At 66.1% G+C, this 18,055-nt stretch carries 14 protein-coding genes; 11 read left to right on the top strand and 3 right to left on the bottom strand.

Annotated features, from left to right (window positions below; genetic code table 11):
* From MJ205_RS14560 to MJ205_RS14545, 4 genes are all read left to right on the top strand, one after another.
* Positions 1 to 705: an HAD-IA family hydrolase gene (locus tag MJ205_RS14560; RefSeq protein WP_239809121.1), complete on the top strand. Its 705-nt coding sequence runs from the start codon at positions 1 to 3 to the stop codon at positions 703 to 705.
* 165 nt (positions 706 to 870) lie between these two features.
* Positions 871 to 1,845, top strand: a complete 975-nt coding sequence (locus tag MJ205_RS14555; protein WP_239809120.1) for a quinone oxidoreductase family protein — start codon at positions 871 to 873, stop codon at positions 1,843 to 1,845.
* Positions 1,846 to 1,932: 87 nt separating this feature from the next.
* The gene (locus MJ205_RS14550) at positions 1,933 to 2,313 is read left to right on the top strand and encodes a LysR family transcriptional regulator (protein ID WP_239809119.1); all 381 of its coding nucleotides are present in this window, start codon (positions 1,933 to 1,935) and stop codon (positions 2,311 to 2,313) included.
* Complete coding sequence (locus tag MJ205_RS14545; protein WP_342395164.1) at positions 2,313 to 2,867, top strand: substrate binding domain-containing protein; 555 nt, start codon at positions 2,313 to 2,315, stop codon at positions 2,865 to 2,867. The genes MJ205_RS14550 and MJ205_RS14545 overlap by 1 nt, the downstream gene beginning before the upstream one ends.
* A 7-nt stretch (positions 2,868 to 2,874) precedes the next feature.
* Here MJ205_RS14545 and hpnE read toward each other — a convergent pair whose 3' ends face one another.
* Positions 2,875 to 4,188, bottom strand: a complete 1,314-nt coding sequence (hpnE, locus tag MJ205_RS14540) for a hydroxysqualene dehydroxylase HpnE (RefSeq protein WP_256460935.1) — start codon at positions 4,186 to 4,188, stop codon at positions 2,875 to 2,877.
* Positions 4,189 to 5,031 (bottom strand): presqualene diphosphate synthase HpnD, encoded by an 843-nt coding sequence (gene hpnD, locus MJ205_RS14535; RefSeq protein WP_239809118.1) that lies wholly within the window; start codon positions 5,029 to 5,031, stop codon positions 4,189 to 4,191.
* Between the two features lie 579 nt (positions 5,032 to 5,610).
* Between hpnD and MJ205_RS14530 the strand changes: the two genes are divergently transcribed.
* The 5 genes from MJ205_RS14530 (at position 5,611) to MJ205_RS14510 (ending at position 12,142) form a co-directional block, all read left to right on the top strand.
* Complete coding sequence (locus MJ205_RS14530) at positions 5,611 to 6,294, top strand: response regulator (RefSeq protein WP_239809117.1); 684 nt, start codon at positions 5,611 to 5,613, stop codon at positions 6,292 to 6,294.
* Positions 6,291 to 7,628, top strand: a complete 1,338-nt coding sequence (locus MJ205_RS14525; RefSeq protein WP_239809116.1) for an ATP-binding protein — start codon at positions 6,291 to 6,293, stop codon at positions 7,626 to 7,628. The genes MJ205_RS14530 and MJ205_RS14525 overlap by 4 nt, the downstream gene beginning before the upstream one ends.
* A 255-nt stretch (positions 7,629 to 7,883) precedes the next feature.
* The gene (locus MJ205_RS14520; RefSeq protein WP_239809115.1) at positions 7,884 to 8,852 is read left to right on the top strand and encodes a Bug family tripartite tricarboxylate transporter substrate binding protein; all 969 of its coding nucleotides are present in this window, start codon (positions 7,884 to 7,886) and stop codon (positions 8,850 to 8,852) included.
* A gap of 6 nt (positions 8,853 to 8,858) precedes the next feature.
* Positions 8,859 to 10,508, top strand: coding sequence for a thiamine pyrophosphate-binding protein (locus MJ205_RS14515; RefSeq protein ID WP_239809114.1), 1,650 nt, complete (start codon positions 8,859 to 8,861; stop codon positions 10,506 to 10,508).
* Between the two features lie 86 nt (positions 10,509 to 10,594).
* Positions 10,595 to 12,142, top strand: a complete 1,548-nt coding sequence (locus MJ205_RS14510; RefSeq protein WP_239809113.1) for a DegQ family serine endoprotease — start codon at positions 10,595 to 10,597, stop codon at positions 12,140 to 12,142.
* Between the two features lie 205 nt (positions 12,143 to 12,347).
* On the opposite strand, the gene hpnC is transcribed toward MJ205_RS14510, so the two are convergent.
* Positions 12,348 to 13,226, bottom strand: coding sequence for a squalene synthase HpnC (gene hpnC / locus MJ205_RS14505; protein WP_373450039.1), 879 nt, complete (start codon positions 13,224 to 13,226; stop codon positions 12,348 to 12,350).
* Positions 13,227 to 13,424: 198 nt separating this feature from the next.
* Here hpnC and MJ205_RS14500 point away from each other — a divergent pair, with 198 nt between their 5' ends.
* Positions 13,425 to 14,633, top strand: a complete 1,209-nt coding sequence (locus MJ205_RS14500) for an efflux RND transporter periplasmic adaptor subunit (protein WP_239809111.1) — start codon at positions 13,425 to 13,427, stop codon at positions 14,631 to 14,633.
* 12 nt (positions 14,634 to 14,645) lie between these two features.
* On the top strand, positions 14,646 to 17,882 hold the full coding sequence (locus MJ205_RS14495) for an efflux RND transporter permease subunit (RefSeq protein ID WP_239809110.1): 3,237 nt from the start codon (positions 14,646 to 14,648) through the stop codon (positions 17,880 to 17,882).
* Positions 17,883 to 18,055: the final 173 nt, after the last annotated feature.

The raw sequence follows: 18,055 nt of genomic DNA, 5'->3' as shown, positions 1-18,055 counted from the left end.
ATGCTCGATCTCTCCCGAATCCGTGCCATCAGCCTTGATCTGGATGACACCCTCTGGCCGGTGCTGCCGACCCTGAAGGCGGCCGAAGCCGCGCAGCACGCATTTTTGCTGGCCCATGCGCCGGCGACCGCTGCCTTGCTGCAGGACGCGGCCGAGGCCCAGCGCATCCGCCAGTCGGTGCGCGATGACTTTGTGCACCTGTCGCATGACATGACGCATTTCCGCCAGCAGTTCATCCGCCGCGCGCTGCAGCAAAGCGGTGGCGATGAGGCGCTGGTCGAGGCCGTATTTGCCCAGTTCTTTGCCGCCCGCAACCGGGTGACCTGGTTTGCCGAGGTCGAAGACGCGCTGGCCTGGCTGTCCTCGCGCTACCCGCTGGTCGCCGTCTCCAACGGCAATGCCCAGCTGGACCTGGTGGGCCTGTCGCCCTGGTTTGTGGCCAGCACCAGCGCGCGTGAGGTGGGCGTGGCCAAGCCCGACCCGCGCATTTTTACAGCCGCTTCCGAGCGCGCCGGTATCGATCTGCCCGCCTTCTTGCATGTGGGCGATGACGCCGAGCTGGATGTGCAAGGCGCCTTGGCCTGCGGCATGCAGGCCGCCTGGGTGCAGCGCCAGGAGCTGGACCACCACCAGCGCACCGAGGCAGGCCTGGCCTTGCGCTGGCCGTTGAGCAGCCCCCGCCCCAGGCGCTGGTGCGCAATCTGACCGAGTTGTGTGAGTTGCTGGGGCGGCCCGCTGTCTGACAGTGCGGCATCGCCATGGGCGGTGATTGCTGCACCCACTGCAGCTATCAACTGTATGGTGCGCTATTTATCAGTAGCCGTGCAGGCTCTAAGCTGGCGCCATCGACAAAACCGCAAGGAGTGATGCATGGCGCAAGTGATTCGTTTGGCAGCGGCCGGTGGCCCGGAATGCATGCAAATGCAGCAGTGGGAAATGGCCGCACCCGGCCCGGGCGAGGTCTTGCTGGCGCAGCAGGCAGTCGGTGTGAACCCGCTCGATGTGCTGCAGCGCAAGGGCATTGCGCCCATCCCGCTGCCCTCGGGCCTGGGATTGGAAGGCGCGGGCCAGGTGCTGGCCCTGGGTGCCGGGGTGAGCCAGTTTGCCGTCGGCGACCGGGTGGCCTATGCCACCGGCCCGCTGGGCGCCTATGCCAGTGAACGCCTCTACCCGGCCGAGCGCCTGGTCAAGCTGCCCGATGGCATCAGCGCCGAGCAGGCCGCCGCCGTGCTGTTCAAAGGCATTACCGCGCAGTACCTGCTGACGAGCACCTATGCCGTCGGCCCCGGCACCATCGTGCTGCTCTATGGCGCATCGGGCGGAGTGGGGCAGTTGATGGCTTCCTGGGCCAAGCATTTGGGCGCCACCGTCATTGGCGTCGTCTCGAAACCGCAAAGCCAGGCACGGGCGCTGGCCGCCGGTTGCGACCAGGCACTGGTGTTCGATCCCCAGACCCTGGCCGCGCAGCTGCGCGATGCCACCGGCGGCCGCATGGCCGATGTGGTCTATGACGGCCTGGGCAAGCTGTCGTTTGCCGCATCGCTGGACTGCCTGCGACCCCGCGGCCTGATGGTGTCCTTTGGCGCGACCACCGGTGCACCGCCCGCCATCGACATGGCCACGCTCAACGCCAAGGGCTCGCTCTACATCACCCGCCCCTCGCTGGCCGCGCATACCGCGACCGCGGCCGAGTACCAGCAGCGCGCCAGCGCCGTGCTGCAGGCGATGGAGCAGGGCATCATCCAACCGGCCATTGGGCGCCGCTATGCGCTGGCGGAAGTGGCTGCCGCGCATGCCGATCTGGAGGCGGGGCAGACCCAGGGGGCGGTGGTGCTGCTGCCTTGATGCCAAGCCGCTGCGGCGGCGGCATCGCCGCATCGTCCACCGTGTCTTGGCCTATAGTGCGGACACCAGCCACTCCGCCCCACCACCATGCCCCTGCTCGACAGCCAACACGCCGATGAACTCAGCGCCTTGCTGGCGGTGTTCGATGCCGGGTCCTTTGTCGCGGCGGCCGCGCAGCTGCAGCGCCACCCAACGGTGCTGTCGCGCCGGCTGAGTGCGCTGGAGGCACGGTTGGGGATTCGCTTGCTGGAGCGGTCCACGCGCCAGCTGAGGTTTACCAGCGCAGGCCAGCATTTTGTGGCCCAGGTGCGCGAGGCCATGGCCTTGCTGGACCAGGCCCAGCGCCAGGCCAGCGAGGCAGCGGCCGTCGTGCGCGGGTCGCTGCGGCTGTCGTTGCCGGCCAGCATGGGGCGGCGCTGGCTCAGCCCCATGGTGGCGGGTTTGCCAAGGCCCATCCGCAGGTGGTGATGGATGTGGAGTATGCCGAGCGCTTTGTCGACATCATCGGTGAGCATTTTGATGCCGCGATCCGAATCGGGTCGCTGGCCGACAGCAGCCTGGTGGCGACCCGGCTGTGCGACCACCGGCGCCTGGTCTGCGCTGCACCCGGCTATTTGGCCGAGCAGGGCTGGCCGCATACGCCGCAGGATCTGGCCCGGCACCGCTGCCTGGGCTTTACCGGGCTGCGCAGTTATCCGCAGTGGCAGTTCTCGCGCGGGGCCGAATCCTGCCTGGTCAGCATCCGCGCCAGCATGGTCAGCAATGACAACGAGGCCTTGCTGGTGGCCGCACGCCAGGGCCTGGGCATCATTGCGGGCGGCGACTGGCTGCTGGGCCCCGAAGTGGCCGCGGGCCATTTGCAGGAAGTGTTGCCGCAGTGGCAGCTGCAGGCCGATGCCGGCATCTACCTGGTGCGGCCGTCCAGCCAATGGAGCAGTGCCGCATCCAGCGCCTGGCGCGACTGGGTGATTGCGCATTTTGCGCACGGTGCGCCTTGGCGCCAGACTGCGGGCGCTGTTTGATGGGGCTTTAGGCCAGCGCGTGGGCGGCGGCGATGCCGCTGCGCACCGCGCCTTCCAACGTAGCGGGGTAGGGCCCGTCGATGTAGTCGCCGCAGGCCAGCAGGCCGGGCGCAATCAGCATGCCGGGGCGCTGCATGCCGGGCGTGCAGGCAAAGGTGGCGCGCTTTTCCACAACGGTTTTGAGGGGCTGCAAGGCCAGGCCCAGTTGGGCTTGTGCCTGGGCGATGACCTGCTGCTCGATCTCGGCGCGGTCGCCTTCGCTGGTGCTGATGACAAAGGCCAAGAGGCCGGCAGGGCCGCCCAACTGGGCACGGTCAAACACAAACTGTGCGGGCTGGCTGGGGCTGCTGTGCAGCGCCAGCCAAGGCGCATGCAGGCTATGGCCCTGGGGGTCGGGGGCCGGGTTCCAGGCGTAGACGGTGGCAATGGCGGTATGCGTCAGGCGCCCGGCGTCGTCGGCCCAGGCCAGGGCCTCGGCATAGTCGTTGGCTGGATGGGCAAACGCGGCTTGCACCAGGCGCGCGGCCTCCCAGGCCGGGCAGGCCAGCAGGACCTGGTCATAGTGCTGGCCCTGGAGCTGCCAGCCAGCACCGGCTTGCACCAGCTGCGGCACCCGGCTGCCCAGATGGCAGTCATGGCCCCGGGCCTGCAGCCAACTGGCGGCGGCAACGGGAAACAGCTGGCCCAGGTCCACCAGCGGCAGCCAGAAGTGCGAGCCTTTGTCGACCGCGAACAGGCTGTCTTGCAGCACGCGCAGAAAGACCTGGCCGCTGGCCTGGTGCAGGGGGGTGTTCAGCGCGGAGATGCACAGCGGCTCAAAAAACTCGGCCAGCAGGCGCGGGGGCAGACCGGCACAGAGATCGGCCACACTGGCCTGTGGCGCGCAGCGGAAGCCCTGGCGTTGCCAGGCAGCGGCCCGGCGCAGCAGATGCAGCCGCTCCAACAAGGACCAGCCCTTGGCGGTGGCAATGCCGATCAGCGCATCCCAGGGCGGTGCGCTGTCGGGAAAACGGATGCCCCGGCCATCGGGGTAGCGCATGGCCAGCGGCCGTTGGATGAACGACGCATCGGTGCTGACGCCTACCCGCTCCATCAGTGCGCGGCAGGCGGTGTAGGCGCCAATCAGAATATGCTGGCCGTTGTCGGCGGTGATCTCCTCGCCGCTGGGCAAGGCCAAGGCCAGGCCGCGCGCGCGGCCGCCCCAGTGGGCGGAGGATTCCCAGACGGTCACTTGGTGGGCGCTGACCGAGGCGAGCTCGACGGCGGCGGCCATGCCGGCCCAGCCGCCCCCGACCACGGCGATGCGTTGGCTGCGGGCCACTTACATGCGGCCCAGGGCTTGCATGCGCCAGGCCAGCCAGAGCTTGCGCAGCGGCGTCAGGCTCACGCGCTGGTGCAGCACCTGGAACTTGTCCTGCTCGATCTCGCGCAGCAAGGTGCGGTAGATGCTGGCCATCATCAACCCGGGCTTTTGCGCACGGTAATCGGCCTGCGGCAGCAAGGCCAGAGCTTCGTCATAGAGCTGGTGGGCGCGCTTGGCCTGGAAACGCATCAGCGCCTCGAAGCGGTCCGAGTACTTGCGGTTGAGAATCTCGTGCGCCTTCACATCGAACTGCTGCAGCTCGTTGACGGGCAGGTAGATGCGGCCGCGCATCGCGTCCTCGCCCACATCGCGGATGATGTTGGTGAGCTGGAACGCCAGCCCCAGCTTGTGCGCGTACTGCGTGGTTTGCGGGCTGGTCTGGCCAAAAATGCGGGCTGCCACTTCGCCGACGACGCCGGCCACCAGGTGGCAGTAACGCTGCAGACCGGGAAAATCCAGATAACGGGTCTGCTCCAGGTCCATCTGGCAGCCCTCGATCACCGCCAGCAGGTGTTCGGCCTGGATCGAGAAGGCGCTGGCATGCGGCATCAGCGCCTGCATCACGGGGTGGCTGGGCTGGCCGGCAAAGCTCTTGCGGACCTCGCTCTGCCACCAGGCCAGCTTGGTCGCTGCCACGCCCGGGTCGCTCACCTCGTCGACGACATCGTCGACCTCTCTGCAAAAGGCGTAAAAGGCGGTGATCGCTGCACGCCTGTCCTTGGGCAGAAAGAGGAAGGCATAGTAAAAGCTGCTGCCGGAGGCTGCGGCCTTGTTTTGAACATACTGCTGGGGCGTGGTCATAAGCGCCGTATTGTCCCATGGGCCAGAGGCCCGGGAAGCGATTACCCCGGCGACAGCGCTCCAGCCGTTGCCGCGCCTTGCCGCGCGGCTACCTCGGGCGGGGCGCTGCAGCCTGAACTGCCTGCAGCAACGGGGTGAGCGCTTGCACAGCTTTGTTGACATTGCCCGCGGACTGCGCTGGCGGATACCAAGGCATGCAGGTTTTTTCAACGAATTCATCGTGGTAGGGCGGTGCGGGAACCAGAAGACCTGGCGTTGCCGAGGGGCCGGAAGTCTTTTGTTGCAATAGTGCCTGGTTATTGACATGTGCCCGTCCATATAATCGCGGTCGCCATGGAGCACTAGGGGGTTCATCCCGCCAGGACGCGAGGACCAAAGCCAACTACAAGTCCGGACGTTCACCGATAAGGCGGTATGCGCGAAGGCAGGTTGCGCACAATACGATTGACGCAGTGTGTGCCGCTTATTTCTCTGCCAACCATCATGCGGGTCGCGGGCTGATCGCCATTGAGGGGGTCAGCCCGTGTTTCTTCTGGGCCTGCTTCCCATCACGTTATTGGGCGCTTGCATAATGCTGCCATGCGCATACTCCTGGTAGAAGATGATCAGATGATTGGCGAAGTGGTGCTCGATGCACTGCGTGCCGAATCCTGGGCGGTGGATTGGGTCAAGGACGGGGCGATGGCGCAGACGGCGCTGGCGACGGCCGGCTATGACCTGGTGTTGCTGGACCTGGGCCTGCCCAAGGTGGACGGGCTGCAGGTGCTGCGCGAGATGCGTGCGCGCCAGGTCCGCATCCCCGTACTCGTGGCGACGGCGCGTGATGCCATTGCCGAGCGGGTGGCGGGGCTCGATGCCGGCGCTGATGACTACATCATCAAACCCTATGACCTGGACGAGCTGCTGGCGCGCATCCGTGCGCTGCTGCGCCGTGCCAGCGGCCGGGCCGAGCCCGAGTACTGCTGGGGCCAGGTGCGGCTGGTGCCCGCTTCGCGCGAGGCTTTTGTGGCCGGGCAGCCGGTGCAGCTGTCGGCCCGTGAATGGGCGGTGCTCGAGCCCCTGATTGCAAGACCTGGCCGCGTGCTTTCCCGCGCGCAGCTGGAGGAAAAGCTCTACTCCTGGCGCGATGACATCAGCAGCAATGCGGTCGAGGTCTATATCCACGGGGTGCGCAAAAAACTGGGCGCCGAGCTGATCCAGAATGTGCGCGGTCTGGGTTATCTGGTGCCGGTCGAGTCTCCTCCAAGTGGGGAGGCCGCTTGAGCGCAGCGCTGTGGGCCGGCCGGCCTTTTTCGCTGCGTGCGCGGCTGATCTGGGCGCTGCTGGCCGTCGTGGTGGTGGCCGCTGGGCTGCAGGCCGTCAGCATTTACCGCACAGCGCGGGCGGAGACCGAGGCGCTGTTCGATGTGCAGATGCAGCGCATTGCGCTGGCGCTGTCGGCCGGGCTGGCCTCCGAGGTGGCCTCGGACGCGCTGGCCGATCCGCAGGCCAAGGCGCAGGACATGATCGTGCAGATCTGGCGCTCCGACGGCATCATGCTCTACCGCTCCAGCAACTCGCGCCTGCTGCCCCAGGTCGCCGTGCTGGGCTTCAGCGATGCGCGCGCCCATGGCGTGGCCTTTCGCATCTATGCGCTGCAGACGCCGACCCAGGTCATCCAGGTGGCGCAGGAGGCGGCATCGCGCGGCCAGATGGCTGGCCAGGTGGCCTTGCGCTCCATCGTGCCGGTGCTGCTGCTGGCCCCGCTGATCATGCTGGTGGTCTGGTGGGTGGTGGCCCATACCTTGGCGCCGCTGGCGCGCACGCGCGAGCAGCTGGCGGCGCGCCAGGCCGATGACTTGTCACCGCTGGCCGATGCCGATCTGCCGCTGGAAGTGCAGCCGCTGGTGCAGGAGATGAACCTGCTGCTGGCGCGCTTGCAGGCTGCGTTTGATGCGCTGCAGCGCTTTGTCGGCGATGCCGCCCACGAGCTGCGCACACCGCTGGCGGCCCTGCGCCTGCAGGTGCAGGGGCTTGCCCGCGCGCCCGATGATGCTGCGCGGCGTGTGGCCAGCGAGCGGGTGATGGCGGGCATCGACCGGGCCACGCGCATGGTCGAACAATTGCTGCATCTGGCCCGCCAGGAGGCCGGGCAGATGCAGGCAGCGCCTGCGCAGCCGGTCGCCGTGGCCGCGCTGTGCGAGATGGCGGTGGATGAGCTGCAACCGCTGGCCCAGCAGGCGGGCTTGGCCTTGCAGCACCAGCTGGATGACACCTTGGAGCCCGTGCAGGGCCAGGCCGATGCGCTGGGCCTGCTGCTGCGCAATCTGCTGGAAAACGCGTTGCGCTACACCCCCACCGGTGGCCAGGTGCTGTGCCGTTGGTACCGCGATGCGCAAGGGCAGCGCGTGCTCAGCGTCGAAGACAGCGGGCCCGGCATCGTCCCCGAGGAGCGCGAGCGGGTGCTGGACCGCTTCTACCGCGTGCCCGGCACCAGCGCGCATGGCAGCGGGCTGGGACTGGCGATTGTCAGTGCAGTGGCACGCCAGCACGGCGCGCAACTGCTGCTGGATGCGTCGGAGGAGCTGGGCGGCCTGCGCGTGCGGGTCATCTTCTAAGAGCCACTAATACGACCCTTGATACGTCGTTGCAAAGCCTTGCCGTACTACTGTACTGCCTGCGGCTTTGCGTCTAGTCTCAACCGCAAACCTGTGGTTTGCTGGGTCGTCTTAGCGGCTCTGAGCGCAAATGGCGCAAACTGATTCGTTGTAAATATCAGCTTATTCAATCTGCGAACTTCTAGGGTTAGCAGGGGGAGGGGGCTGTCGGTACCTAAGGGATAAAGGAGCGCACAAGAACCTCAGGAGACCGGCATGAACCCGTGGACCATCGCGCTCAGTGCAGCGCTGTTGGGGGTGTGGGGCGCTGCAGCGCAGGCCCAGCCCAAGGCTTTTCCTCAGCAGCCCATCAAGCTGGTGGTGGGGTATTCACCGGGCGGCTCGGTCGATATCGTGGCGCGGCAGTACGGGCACAAGCTCTCCGAGCTGCTGGGCCAGAGCGTGATTGTCGAGAACAAGGCCGGCGCCAGCGGTACTCTGGCCGCCAATGCGGTGAAGAACGCCACGCCCAATGGCTACACGCTGTACTTCGTGGCCAGTCCCACGATCAGCATCACGCCGGCGGTGACGAGCACCAGCTTTGACCCGGTCGCCGATTTCTCTCCGATCGGCTCGGTGGTCAAGTACACCAATGTGCTGCTGGTGGGCGCGCAGTCGCCGTTCAAGTCGCTGCAGGAGCTGGTGGCCTTTGGCAAGGCCCAGCCCGGCCAGCTGACCTATGCCTCGGCGGGCAATGGCTCGTCCAACCACCTCTCGGGCGTGCTGCTGGCCAAGTACGCGGGCATCATGATGACGCATGTGCCTTTCAAGGGCAATGCACCGGCCATGGCCGAGCTGATGGCCAACCGCGTGTCGATGTTGTTTGACCTGAACACGACGGCGGTCACGCAGGTGCAAAGTGGCAGCGTGCGCGCGCTGGCGCTGACATCGCCGCTGCGCAACCCGCAGCTTCCCCATGCGCCGACGATGGTGGAGTCCGGCTACCCCGACTTCAATTTCGAAGGCTGGATCGGCCTGCTGGCGCCGGCCAGGACCGCACCCGAGGTGGTCGAGGCGCTGGCCCAGGTCAACCAGAAAATTCTGGCCGATGCCCGCTTTGTTGCCGACATGGAGCGCTCGGGCTATGCGATCGACCCGGTCAGTACCACCGATCTGAAAAAACGCATTGCCAGCGACTACCACTTCTTCAAGCAATTGGCCCCGAACGTTCAGGCCAGCGAGTAAACCACCATGTCACACACTTTCAATATCGGCGACCTGGTCGCCCAGTTCCTGCATGCGATCGATACCGAGCTGGTCTTCGGCATCATCTCCGTGCACAACATCCCGATCATGGATGGCATTGCCCGCCAGGGCGGCATCCGCGTGGTGATGACGCGCGGCGAGATGGGCGCAGCGCACATGGCCGATGGCTATGCCCGGCGCAGCGGCAAGCTGGGCGTGCTGGTCTCCAGCACCGGGCCGGGCGCGGCCAATACAGTGTCGGGCTTGCTGGAAGCCTCGTTTGCCTCCACGCCGCTGCTGCATATCACCGGCCAGGTGCCGCGCAAGTTTCTGGGGCGCGATACCGGCGCCACCCACAATGTGCGCGACCAGCTCGGCATGCTGCAGTCGGTCTGCAAGGCCAGCTACCGCATTGAGCGGGCCGAAGACGCACTGCGCATCTTGCAGCAGGCGGCCACCGAGGCGCTGGCGGCGCCGATGGGGCCGGTGAGCATCGAGATTCCGATCGATGTGCAAAAGCAGCCCATCCCGCAAAGCGATGCGGGCGCAAGCCTGGCGCTGCCGCCCATGCCCGCGCGCCCCCGGGCCAGCGATGCCGACATCGCGCAGCTGGCCGAACGCGTGCGTGCGGCGCGGCGGCCCATGCTTTGGGTGGGGCGCGGTGCCATCGATTGCGGCGCGCCCTTGCAGCAGCTGCTGGACAGGGGCTTTGGCATGGCATCGAGCTGGGCCGGGCGCGGCATTGTGCCCGAGGACCATGCCTGCAACCTGGGCGGCCTCAACGGCACCGGCGCGCCCGAGGTGATCGCCTTCTACGAGAGTGTGGATCTGATGGTGGTAGTGGGCTCGCGGCTGCGAGGCCAGGAGACCGTGGACCAAAGCCTGGCCTTGCCCAGCCAGCGTGTGCAGATCGACCTGGACCCCGCCGCCGAAGGCCGCAGCTATGACTGCGCGCAGTTTGTCTGTGGCGATGCCCGCGATGTGCTCGAACGCCTGGTGGCGGCGCTGGGCAACTACCAGGCCGAGCCTGGCTACCGCGAGCAGTTTGCCAATATGAAGCAGCGCGCCCGCCAGGCCTTTGCCGGCACCCTGGGCCCCTATGCCGGTTTTGCCGAGCAGCTCAGAAGCCAGCTGCCGCGCAATGCGGTATGGGCGCGCGATATCACCGTCGCCAACTCCACCTGGGGCAACCGCCTGTTCGAGGTCTATGGCCCCCGCGACGCCATGCACCCGGTGGGCGCTGGCATTGGACAGGGCCTGCCGCTGGGCATAGGTGCCGCCTTTGCGGCCAGGGGCGCCAAGACCGTGGTGCTGAGCGGCGATGCCGGCTTCATGATGAATGTCTGCGAGCTCTGGACCGCCATGCAGGAGCAGCTGGACATGCTGCTCATCGTCATGAACGACGCGGGCTACGGCGTAATCAAGCACATGCAGGATGCCAACTTTGGCGGCCGGCGCGTCTACGGCGATCTGGCGCCGCCGGACTTTGCGCTGCTCGCCCAATCGGCCGGCATGGCCTACCGCAAGCTCGGCCGGGCCGATGGCCTGGCAGAGGCGGTGGCGCAGCTGGCGGGCGCGCCCGGGCTGGCGATTCTGGAAGTGGACATGCTGGCCATCGGTGAGGCGCCGCCTTATTTTCCGTACCAAAAATCCTGAGGCCCTTGCGTCTAAGTTTCTTCTAAGTCTGGGCAGGCACATTAGCCCCATCGACACCATGCAAGTGGTATTTGGGAGTACAAAAAATGTCTGTTCCTTCTTTTCAACTCGGTTCGCGCAAACTGGTAGCTGCCTTGCTGACGGCAGGTGTGTTGGGCGGCGTGGGTGCTTCGGCACTGCAGCATGTGCAGTGGAGCGCCCATGCACAAGGCGCGCCTGCGGTGGTGGCGCAAGCGGCCCCGGCTGCGGCGCCGATGGTCAGCCTGCCCAATTTCAGCACCATCACCCAGCAGGCCGGGCCTGCGGTGGTCAACATCAGTGTGCGCGGCACGCGCAAGGTCTCGGACGATGAGGATGACGGCGACGATGCCGACGCCGCGCCCTCGGCCAACCGGGGCCAGCAGATCGACCCCAACGACCCGATGCTGCAGTTCTTCCGCCAGTTCGGCTTTGGCGTGCCGCAGCAAGGCATGCCGCGCGGGTTTGGCCGCCAGGTGCCGCAAGAGGTGCCGATGGCCGGTGAGGGCTCGGGCTTCATCATCAGCCCCGATGGCACGATCCTGACCAATGCCCACGTGGTCAAGGGCGCCAAGACAGTGACGGTCAAGCTGACCGACCGGCGCGAGTTCAAGGCCAAGGTACTGGGTTCGGACCCCAAGACCGATATCGCGGTGATCAAGATCGATGCCAAGGATTTGCCCGTTGCCAAGATTGGTGACTCCAAGGCCATCCAGCAAGGCGAATGGGTGCTGGCGATTGGCTCGCCGTTTGGCTTCGAGAACTCGGTGACTGCCGGTGTGGTCAGCGCCAAGGGCCGTGCGCTGCCCGATGACAGCTCGGTGCCGTTCATCCAGACCGATGTGGCGATCAACCCCGGCAATTCCGGTGGCCCGCTGATCAATGCCCGCGGCGAGGTGGTGGGCATCAACTCGCAGATCTACAGCAAGAGCGGCGGCTACCAAGGCCTGTCCTTTGCGATCCCGATCGACCTGGCGGTCAACATCAAGGACCAGATCGTCTCGCACGGCAAGGTCGACCATGCCCGCCTCGGCGTCGTGATCCAGGAGGTCAACCAGGCCTTTGCCGATTCCTTCAAGCTGCCCAAGCCCGAAGGCGCCTTGGTGGCCAGTGTGGAAAAAGGCGGCCCCGCCGACAAGGCCGGCCTGCAGCCTGGCGATGTGATCACCGGCTACAACGGCCAGGCGATTGTCTCGTCCAACGACCTGCCTGCGGCCATTGCCACGGCGCGGCCCGGCACCCAGGCCGAGCTGCAGGTGTGGCGCGGCGGCAAGGCCACCAGCTTGCAAGCCACGTTGGGCGGCAATGTCAGCAAGGGCGAGCAGGTGGCAGGCAATGAGAAGGTCGGCAAGGGCAAGCTGGGCCTGGCGCTGCGCGAGCTGACGCCGCAGGAAAAGCAGGCCAGCGGCAGCCAGCAGGGCTTGATCGTCGAGCAGGCGGCCGGACCTGCAGCGCTGGCCGGTGTGCAGCCTGGTGATGTGGTGCTGTCGGTCAATGGCGCGGCGGTGAAAGGCATTGAGGATCTGCGCAAGCAGGTGGCGCAGTCCGACAAGTCGGTGGCGCTGCTGATCGAGCGCAATGGCCAGAAGATTTTTGTTCCGGTGCAACTGGGCTGAGCGCCAATTCAACGGTCCTGAGAAAGGCGAGACCATGACAAGCGTATTCCCCAGCTGGGCAAGGGATGGCTGAGCCCTGAGCCGCCTGGCCGCAAGGCCCGTAAACACTCTCCTCGGGGGTTCCCATAACCCCTTTAGGCCGGATCGCAGGATTCGGCCTTTTTTTGTGGGGGCGGCAGCGGGCGAAGAGCGTGCGGATAGCGGCTTACATGCGCCAGGCGCGCCACAGCATCAGCGGCACATCGCCCTTGCCAATGGTGCGGCGCTGCCACAGGCTCTGGCCTTGCAGCGCCTCGACCTTGTCCAGAATGCGCAAGCCCCCTTGCACCACCAGGCGCAGCTCCCAGCCGGCGCGGCCGGGCACGCGGTGCACCAGCGGCGCGCCTTCTTCCATCAGGCGGCGCGCCCAGGCGGCCTGGTCCATCACCAGCTGGCGCAGCGCCGGGCTGTCCTGGCGCTGCTGCATCGCGGCGGCGGTGATGCCGGCAGCCTGGCAGTCGGCATCATTGAGGTAGTAGCGGCCACGCGGAATATCGACCCCCAGGTCCTGCCAGAAGTTGATCAGCTGCAGCGCGCTGCAGATCGCATCGCTCTGGGCCAGCGACGCGGCGTCGTTCACGCCATACAAATGCAGCAGCAACCGCCCCACCGGGTTGGCCGAGCGGCGGCAGTAGTCAAGCAGCTCGGCGCGGTCGGCATAGCGCGCGCTTCGGGCGGTCTTGTCGATGTCCTGCATGAAGGCGCTGATCAAATCATCCAGCAAGGCGACCGGCAACTGCCACTGCACGATGGCGGCCTGGAGCGGCGCAAACACGGCCTGCCAGCGCGCCTGTGGCGGCTTTCCATCAGCAATATGGGCCAGCGCATCGCGGTAGGCCTGCAGCTCGGCCAGGCGGGCGGGGGCATCGGCGTCGCCCTCGTCGGCAATGTCATCGGCTGTGCGCGCAAAGTGGTAGATAGCGGCGATGGGAGGGCGCAGTGCCGGCGGACACAGCCAGGAGGCCACCGGAAAATTCTCGTAGTGGGTGACGGGCGTGGCGGCAGCCGCAGAAGAGGAGGGCGTGGAATCTTTCACAGCGCCGATGCTAGCGCATCCCGCACAGTGTGGCTGCCAAGCATTGACAGGCGGGAGCGAACTGTCTAAATTAGTGACCGTTTGGTCATTAAGGGCCCTCTGCACAGCGCGCGTCCGGGTGTTGGGCAGAGGGTCCTTGGTGCATTTCCCTCTTTTTCTTCTGCCGGGCCAGGGTCTTCTTGGCCTCTCACCGCCCGCATGCACACCATGTTCCTACCTCTTCGAGCGCCCAGCGCGCGTGCCGCAGTGCTGCTGCTGTCGATGGCGGCATTGGCCAGCTTGACGGCCTGTTCACGCCAGGAGTCCCCGCCCGAGCCGATTCGTGCGGTCAAGCTGCAAACCGTGGGCGCCGCGCCGCTGCAGGCGCAGTCGGCATTCGCCGGCGATATCCGTGCCCGTACCGAGGCGCAACTGGGTTTCCGGGTGGCGGGCAAGGTGCTCAGCCGCAACGTGGAGCTGGGCCAGGCCATCAAGCCTGGGCAGCTGCTGGCCCAGCTCGATGGTGCTGACTACGCGCTGGCGGCCCAGGGGGCGCAGGCGCAAGTGCAGGCCGCCACCACGCAGCGTGACCTGGAAGCGGCCAACTACCGCCGCTTCAAGGAGCTGCGCGACAAGAACTTCATCAGCGCGGCCGAGATGGAGCGCCATGCGGCGGCGCTGAAATCGGCCCAGGCACAGCTGGACCAGGCCAAGGCCAACGCGGCCAGCCAAAGCAACCAGACGGCCTATACCCGCCTGGTGTCCGAGGTGGCCGGTGTGGTGACTGCGGTGAATGTGGAGCCTGGCCAGGTGGTGTCTGCCGGCACGCCGGTGCTGCGTGTGGCCAAGGATGGTGCGCGTGATGCGGTGTTTGCGGTGCCCGAAGACCGCATTGCGCAGCTCAAGCCCGGCCAGCCGGTGCAGGTCAAGGTCTGGCCTGAGGAGCAGTTGCTGGGCGCGCATATCCGCGAAGTGGCAGCCAGCGCCGATGCCGCCACCCGCACCTACCAGGTCAAGGCCTCGCTGGATGCGGCGCCCAATGAGGTGCTGCCCAAGCTGGGCGCCACGGTGACCGTGCTGCCGCCCGAGCGCGCCGCTGGCGCTGACAAGGCGGCCGAGGCGATCAAGCTGCCTTTGTCGGCGCTCTGGGACAAGGCCGGCAGCACCCAGGTCTGGGTGTTTGACCCTGCCAGTTCTACCGTCAACCCCCAGGCGGTGGCGGTGGCGCGCATGGATGGCAATGACGCCGTCATCCAGAGCGGTCTGCAGGCTGGGCAGCAGGTGGTGGTGGCCGGCGTGCATGTGCTCAATGCCGGCCAGAAGGTGACGGTGTTCCAGTCCAAGTACGCAGCCTCCGCGCCTGCGCAGAACCAGGCCGATGCACCGGTGGTGAATGCGCCTGCTGCGGCAGGTGCGGCCGCAGCTGCGCCCAAGTAATAAGAGGTGGCCATGCAAACACCTCAGAACACGCCGCAAGGCGCTGGTCCGTCCTCGCCGGCCCCCGGTCCCGATGGCGAGAAGCACAGCAGCAGCAAGGGCTTCAACCTCTCGCGCTGGGCGCTGCAGCATGTGCCGCTCACACGCTATCTGCTCATCATGCTGCTGGTGCTGGGCATTGGCGCGTATTTTCAGCTGGGCCAGGATGAGGACCCGCCGTTCACCTTCCGTGCGATGGTGGTCTCGGCCGCATGGCCAGGCGCCACGGCCCAGCAGATGGCCGAGCAGGTCACCGACAAGGTCGAGCGCACGTTGCAGGACGTGCCCAATGCCGACAAGATCGTCAGCTATTCCAAGCCCGGCGAGATGCTGGTCATCCTGAACCTGCGCGAAGACACGCGCCCGCAGGATGTGCCGCAGACCTGGCTGGCGGTGCGCAAGAAGGTGGGCGATATGCGCGCCACCTTGCCCCAGGGCGTGCTGGGGCCCTTCTTTAACGATGACTTCGGCGATGTCTATGGCGTCATCTATGCGCTGCAGGGCGAAGGGTACAGCTACGCCGAGCTCAAGGAGTATGCCGACAGCGTGCGCCAGAGCCTGCTGCGGGTCAAGGATGTCGCCAAGGTCGAACTCTTTGGTGTGCAGGACGAGAAGCTCTATATCGAGATCTCGCGCAGCAAGCTGGCCCAGTTGGGGCTGGACATGAACCAGGTCATTGCCCAGCTTGGCCAGCAAAACGCCGTGCAAAGCGGGGGCGAGGTGCAGGCCGGTGCCGACCGGGTGCAGGTCGAGGTGACGGGCGAGTTCCGCCAGCTCGACGACGTCAAGGCCATGCCGATCCGTGGGCCCAATGGCAACCAGCTCAAGCTGGGCGATATCGCCGACATCTACCGCAGCTACCTGGACCCGGCCAAGACCAAGGTGCATTACCAGGGCCAGCCGACCGTGGCGCTGGGTATCTCGATGCGCAAGGGCGGCGATGTGATTGCACTGGGCAAGCACCTGCATGAGGCGGTGGACAAGATTGTGCCCACTCTGCCCGCCGGCTTGAGTCTGGAGAACGTGCAGGACCAGCCCAAGGCCGTGTCCACGTCGGTCAACGAGTTTGTGCGTGTGCTGATCGAGGCGGTGGTGATTGTGCTGGCCGTGAGCTTTTTGAGCCTGGGCATGCACATCCGCAAAGGCAAGGATCCGTTGTGGCGCCGCATCACCTTGGACCCGCGCCCGGGGCTGGTGGTGGGCATCACCATTCCGCTGGTGCTCTGCGCCACGTTCCTGGCGATGTGGTACTGGGGCATTGGCCTGCACAAGGTATCGCTGGGCTCGCTGATCATTGCGCTGGGCCTCTTGGTGGACGACGCCATCATTGCCGTCGAGATGATGGTGCGCAAGATGGAAGAGGGCTATGACAAGCTGAGCGCGGCCACCGCCGCCTATGACATCACTGCCAAGCCGATGCTGACGGGCACCCTGATCACGGCGGCAGGCTTCATGCCGATCGGCATTGCCAAGTCCACGACCGGTGAGTACACCTTTGCGATCTTTGCGGTGACCGTGATTGCGCTGGTCATCAGCTGGGTGGCCTCGGTCTACTTTGTGCCTTACCTGGGCACGGTGTTCCTGAAGAAGCCCAAGCATGCGCCGCACGAGAGCGAAGGCGGCGAGCATGCGATGTTCGACACCCCCTTCTACAACCGCTTCCGCCGCACCGTCTCCTGGTGCGTGGAGCACCGCTGGCTGACGATTGGCGCCACGGTGCTGGTGTTTGCGCTGGGCCTGTTTGGCATGGGCAAGGTGCAGCAGCAGTTCTTCCCCGATTCCAACCGCACCGAGATCCTGATGGATGTCTGGCTGCCCGAGGGATCGAGCATGGCTGCCAATGAGGAGGTGACGCGGCGCATCGAGCAGCGCATGCAGGCGCAGGACGGCATCGAGTCCGTCACGTCCTGGATCGGCTCGGGCGTGCCGCGCTTCTACCTGCCGCTGGACCAGATCTTCCCGCAGTCCAATGTGTCGCAGCTGATCCTGCTGCCCCACAGCCTGGCCGACCGCGACAGCCTGATGAAGCGCCTGCCGACCTTGCTGGCGCAGGAGTTTCCGGAGGTGCGGGCCCGCGTCAAGCTGCTGCCCAGCGGCCCGCCGGTGCCGTACCCGGTGCAGTTCCGCGTGATGGGCCAGGACCCCCAGCTGCTGCGTGCGCTGGCCAGCGAGGTGCGTGCCAAGCTGGAGGCCTCGTCCGATATGCGGGGCGTCAATGACAACTGGAACGAGTCCATCAAGGTGCTGCGCCTGGAAGTGGACCAGAGCAAGGCCCGTGCGCTGGGCGTGAGCAACCAGAGCATTGCCCAGGCCACACGCACCCAGCTGTCGGGCAACACCATTGGCCAGTACCGCGAAGGCGACAAGCTGATCGACATGGTGCTGCGCCAGCCGGTGGATGAGCGCCAGGCCGTCACCGATGTGGGCAATGCCTATGTGGCATCGAGCAGCGGCCAGGCCATCCTGCTGTCGCAGATTGCCAAGCCCAGCTTTGTCTGGGAGCCGGGCATTCTGTGGCGCCAGGGGCGGGAGTATGCGATCACCGTGCAAGGCGATGTGGCCGCCGGCCTGCAAGGCCCGACGGTAACGCAAAAGCTCTGGCCTGATCTGCAAAAGCTGCAGCAGGGCTGGGCCGACAAGGGCCTGAACCAGTACCGCATCGAGATTGCCGGTGCGGTGGAGGAAAGCGCCAAGGGCTCGGATTCCATCATGGCGGGCATGCCGATCATGGTGTTCATCGTGTTCACCTTGCTGATGCTGCAACTGCACAGCTTCAGCCGCTCGGTGCTGGTCTATATCACCGGCTTCCTGGGCATTGCAGGCGTGACTGCGGCCCTGCTGCTGCTGAACCGGCCCTTTGGCTTTGTCGCCTTGCTGGGCGTCATCGCGCTGATGGGCATGATCCAGCGCAACTCGGTGATCCTGATCGACCAGATCGAAGCCAACCATGCCGCCGGCCTGTCGACCTGGGATGCGATTGTCGAAGCGGCCACCCACCGCTTGCGCCCGATTGCGCTGACCGCTGCAGCCGCCGTGCTGGCGATGATTCCGCTGTCGCGCAGCATCTTCTGGGGTCCGATGGCCGTCGCCATCATGGGCGGCCTGGTCGTTGCCACGGTGCTGACCTTGCTGGCGCTGCCGGCGATGTATGCGGCCTGGTTCCGCGTGAAAAAGGAGCACAGCGACGTGCCACTGTCGGCTGCCGTTTGAGTGGCTTGCCAGGGACCCTCGGCATAACCCTCGCCAAGCGGGATGGACGCGGATCGGGATGAGATGCAAGGCGTCTTTTGCAGTCAATAGCGAGCTATTGACAAGGAAGACAACACAGCAGATCGCCCGAGATCGCGTTCAAACCACGGCAGGGAGTTATGCAGAGGGTCCCT

Origin of the sequence: Comamonas sp. B21-038 (assembly GCF_022387135.1) — a bacterium.
Lineage (GTDB): Bacteria > Pseudomonadota > Gammaproteobacteria > Burkholderiales > Burkholderiaceae_C > Comamonas > Comamonas sediminis.
Note: the sequence above shows the minus strand (reverse complement) of the source record. Positions and strands in the feature narration are given on the sequence as shown.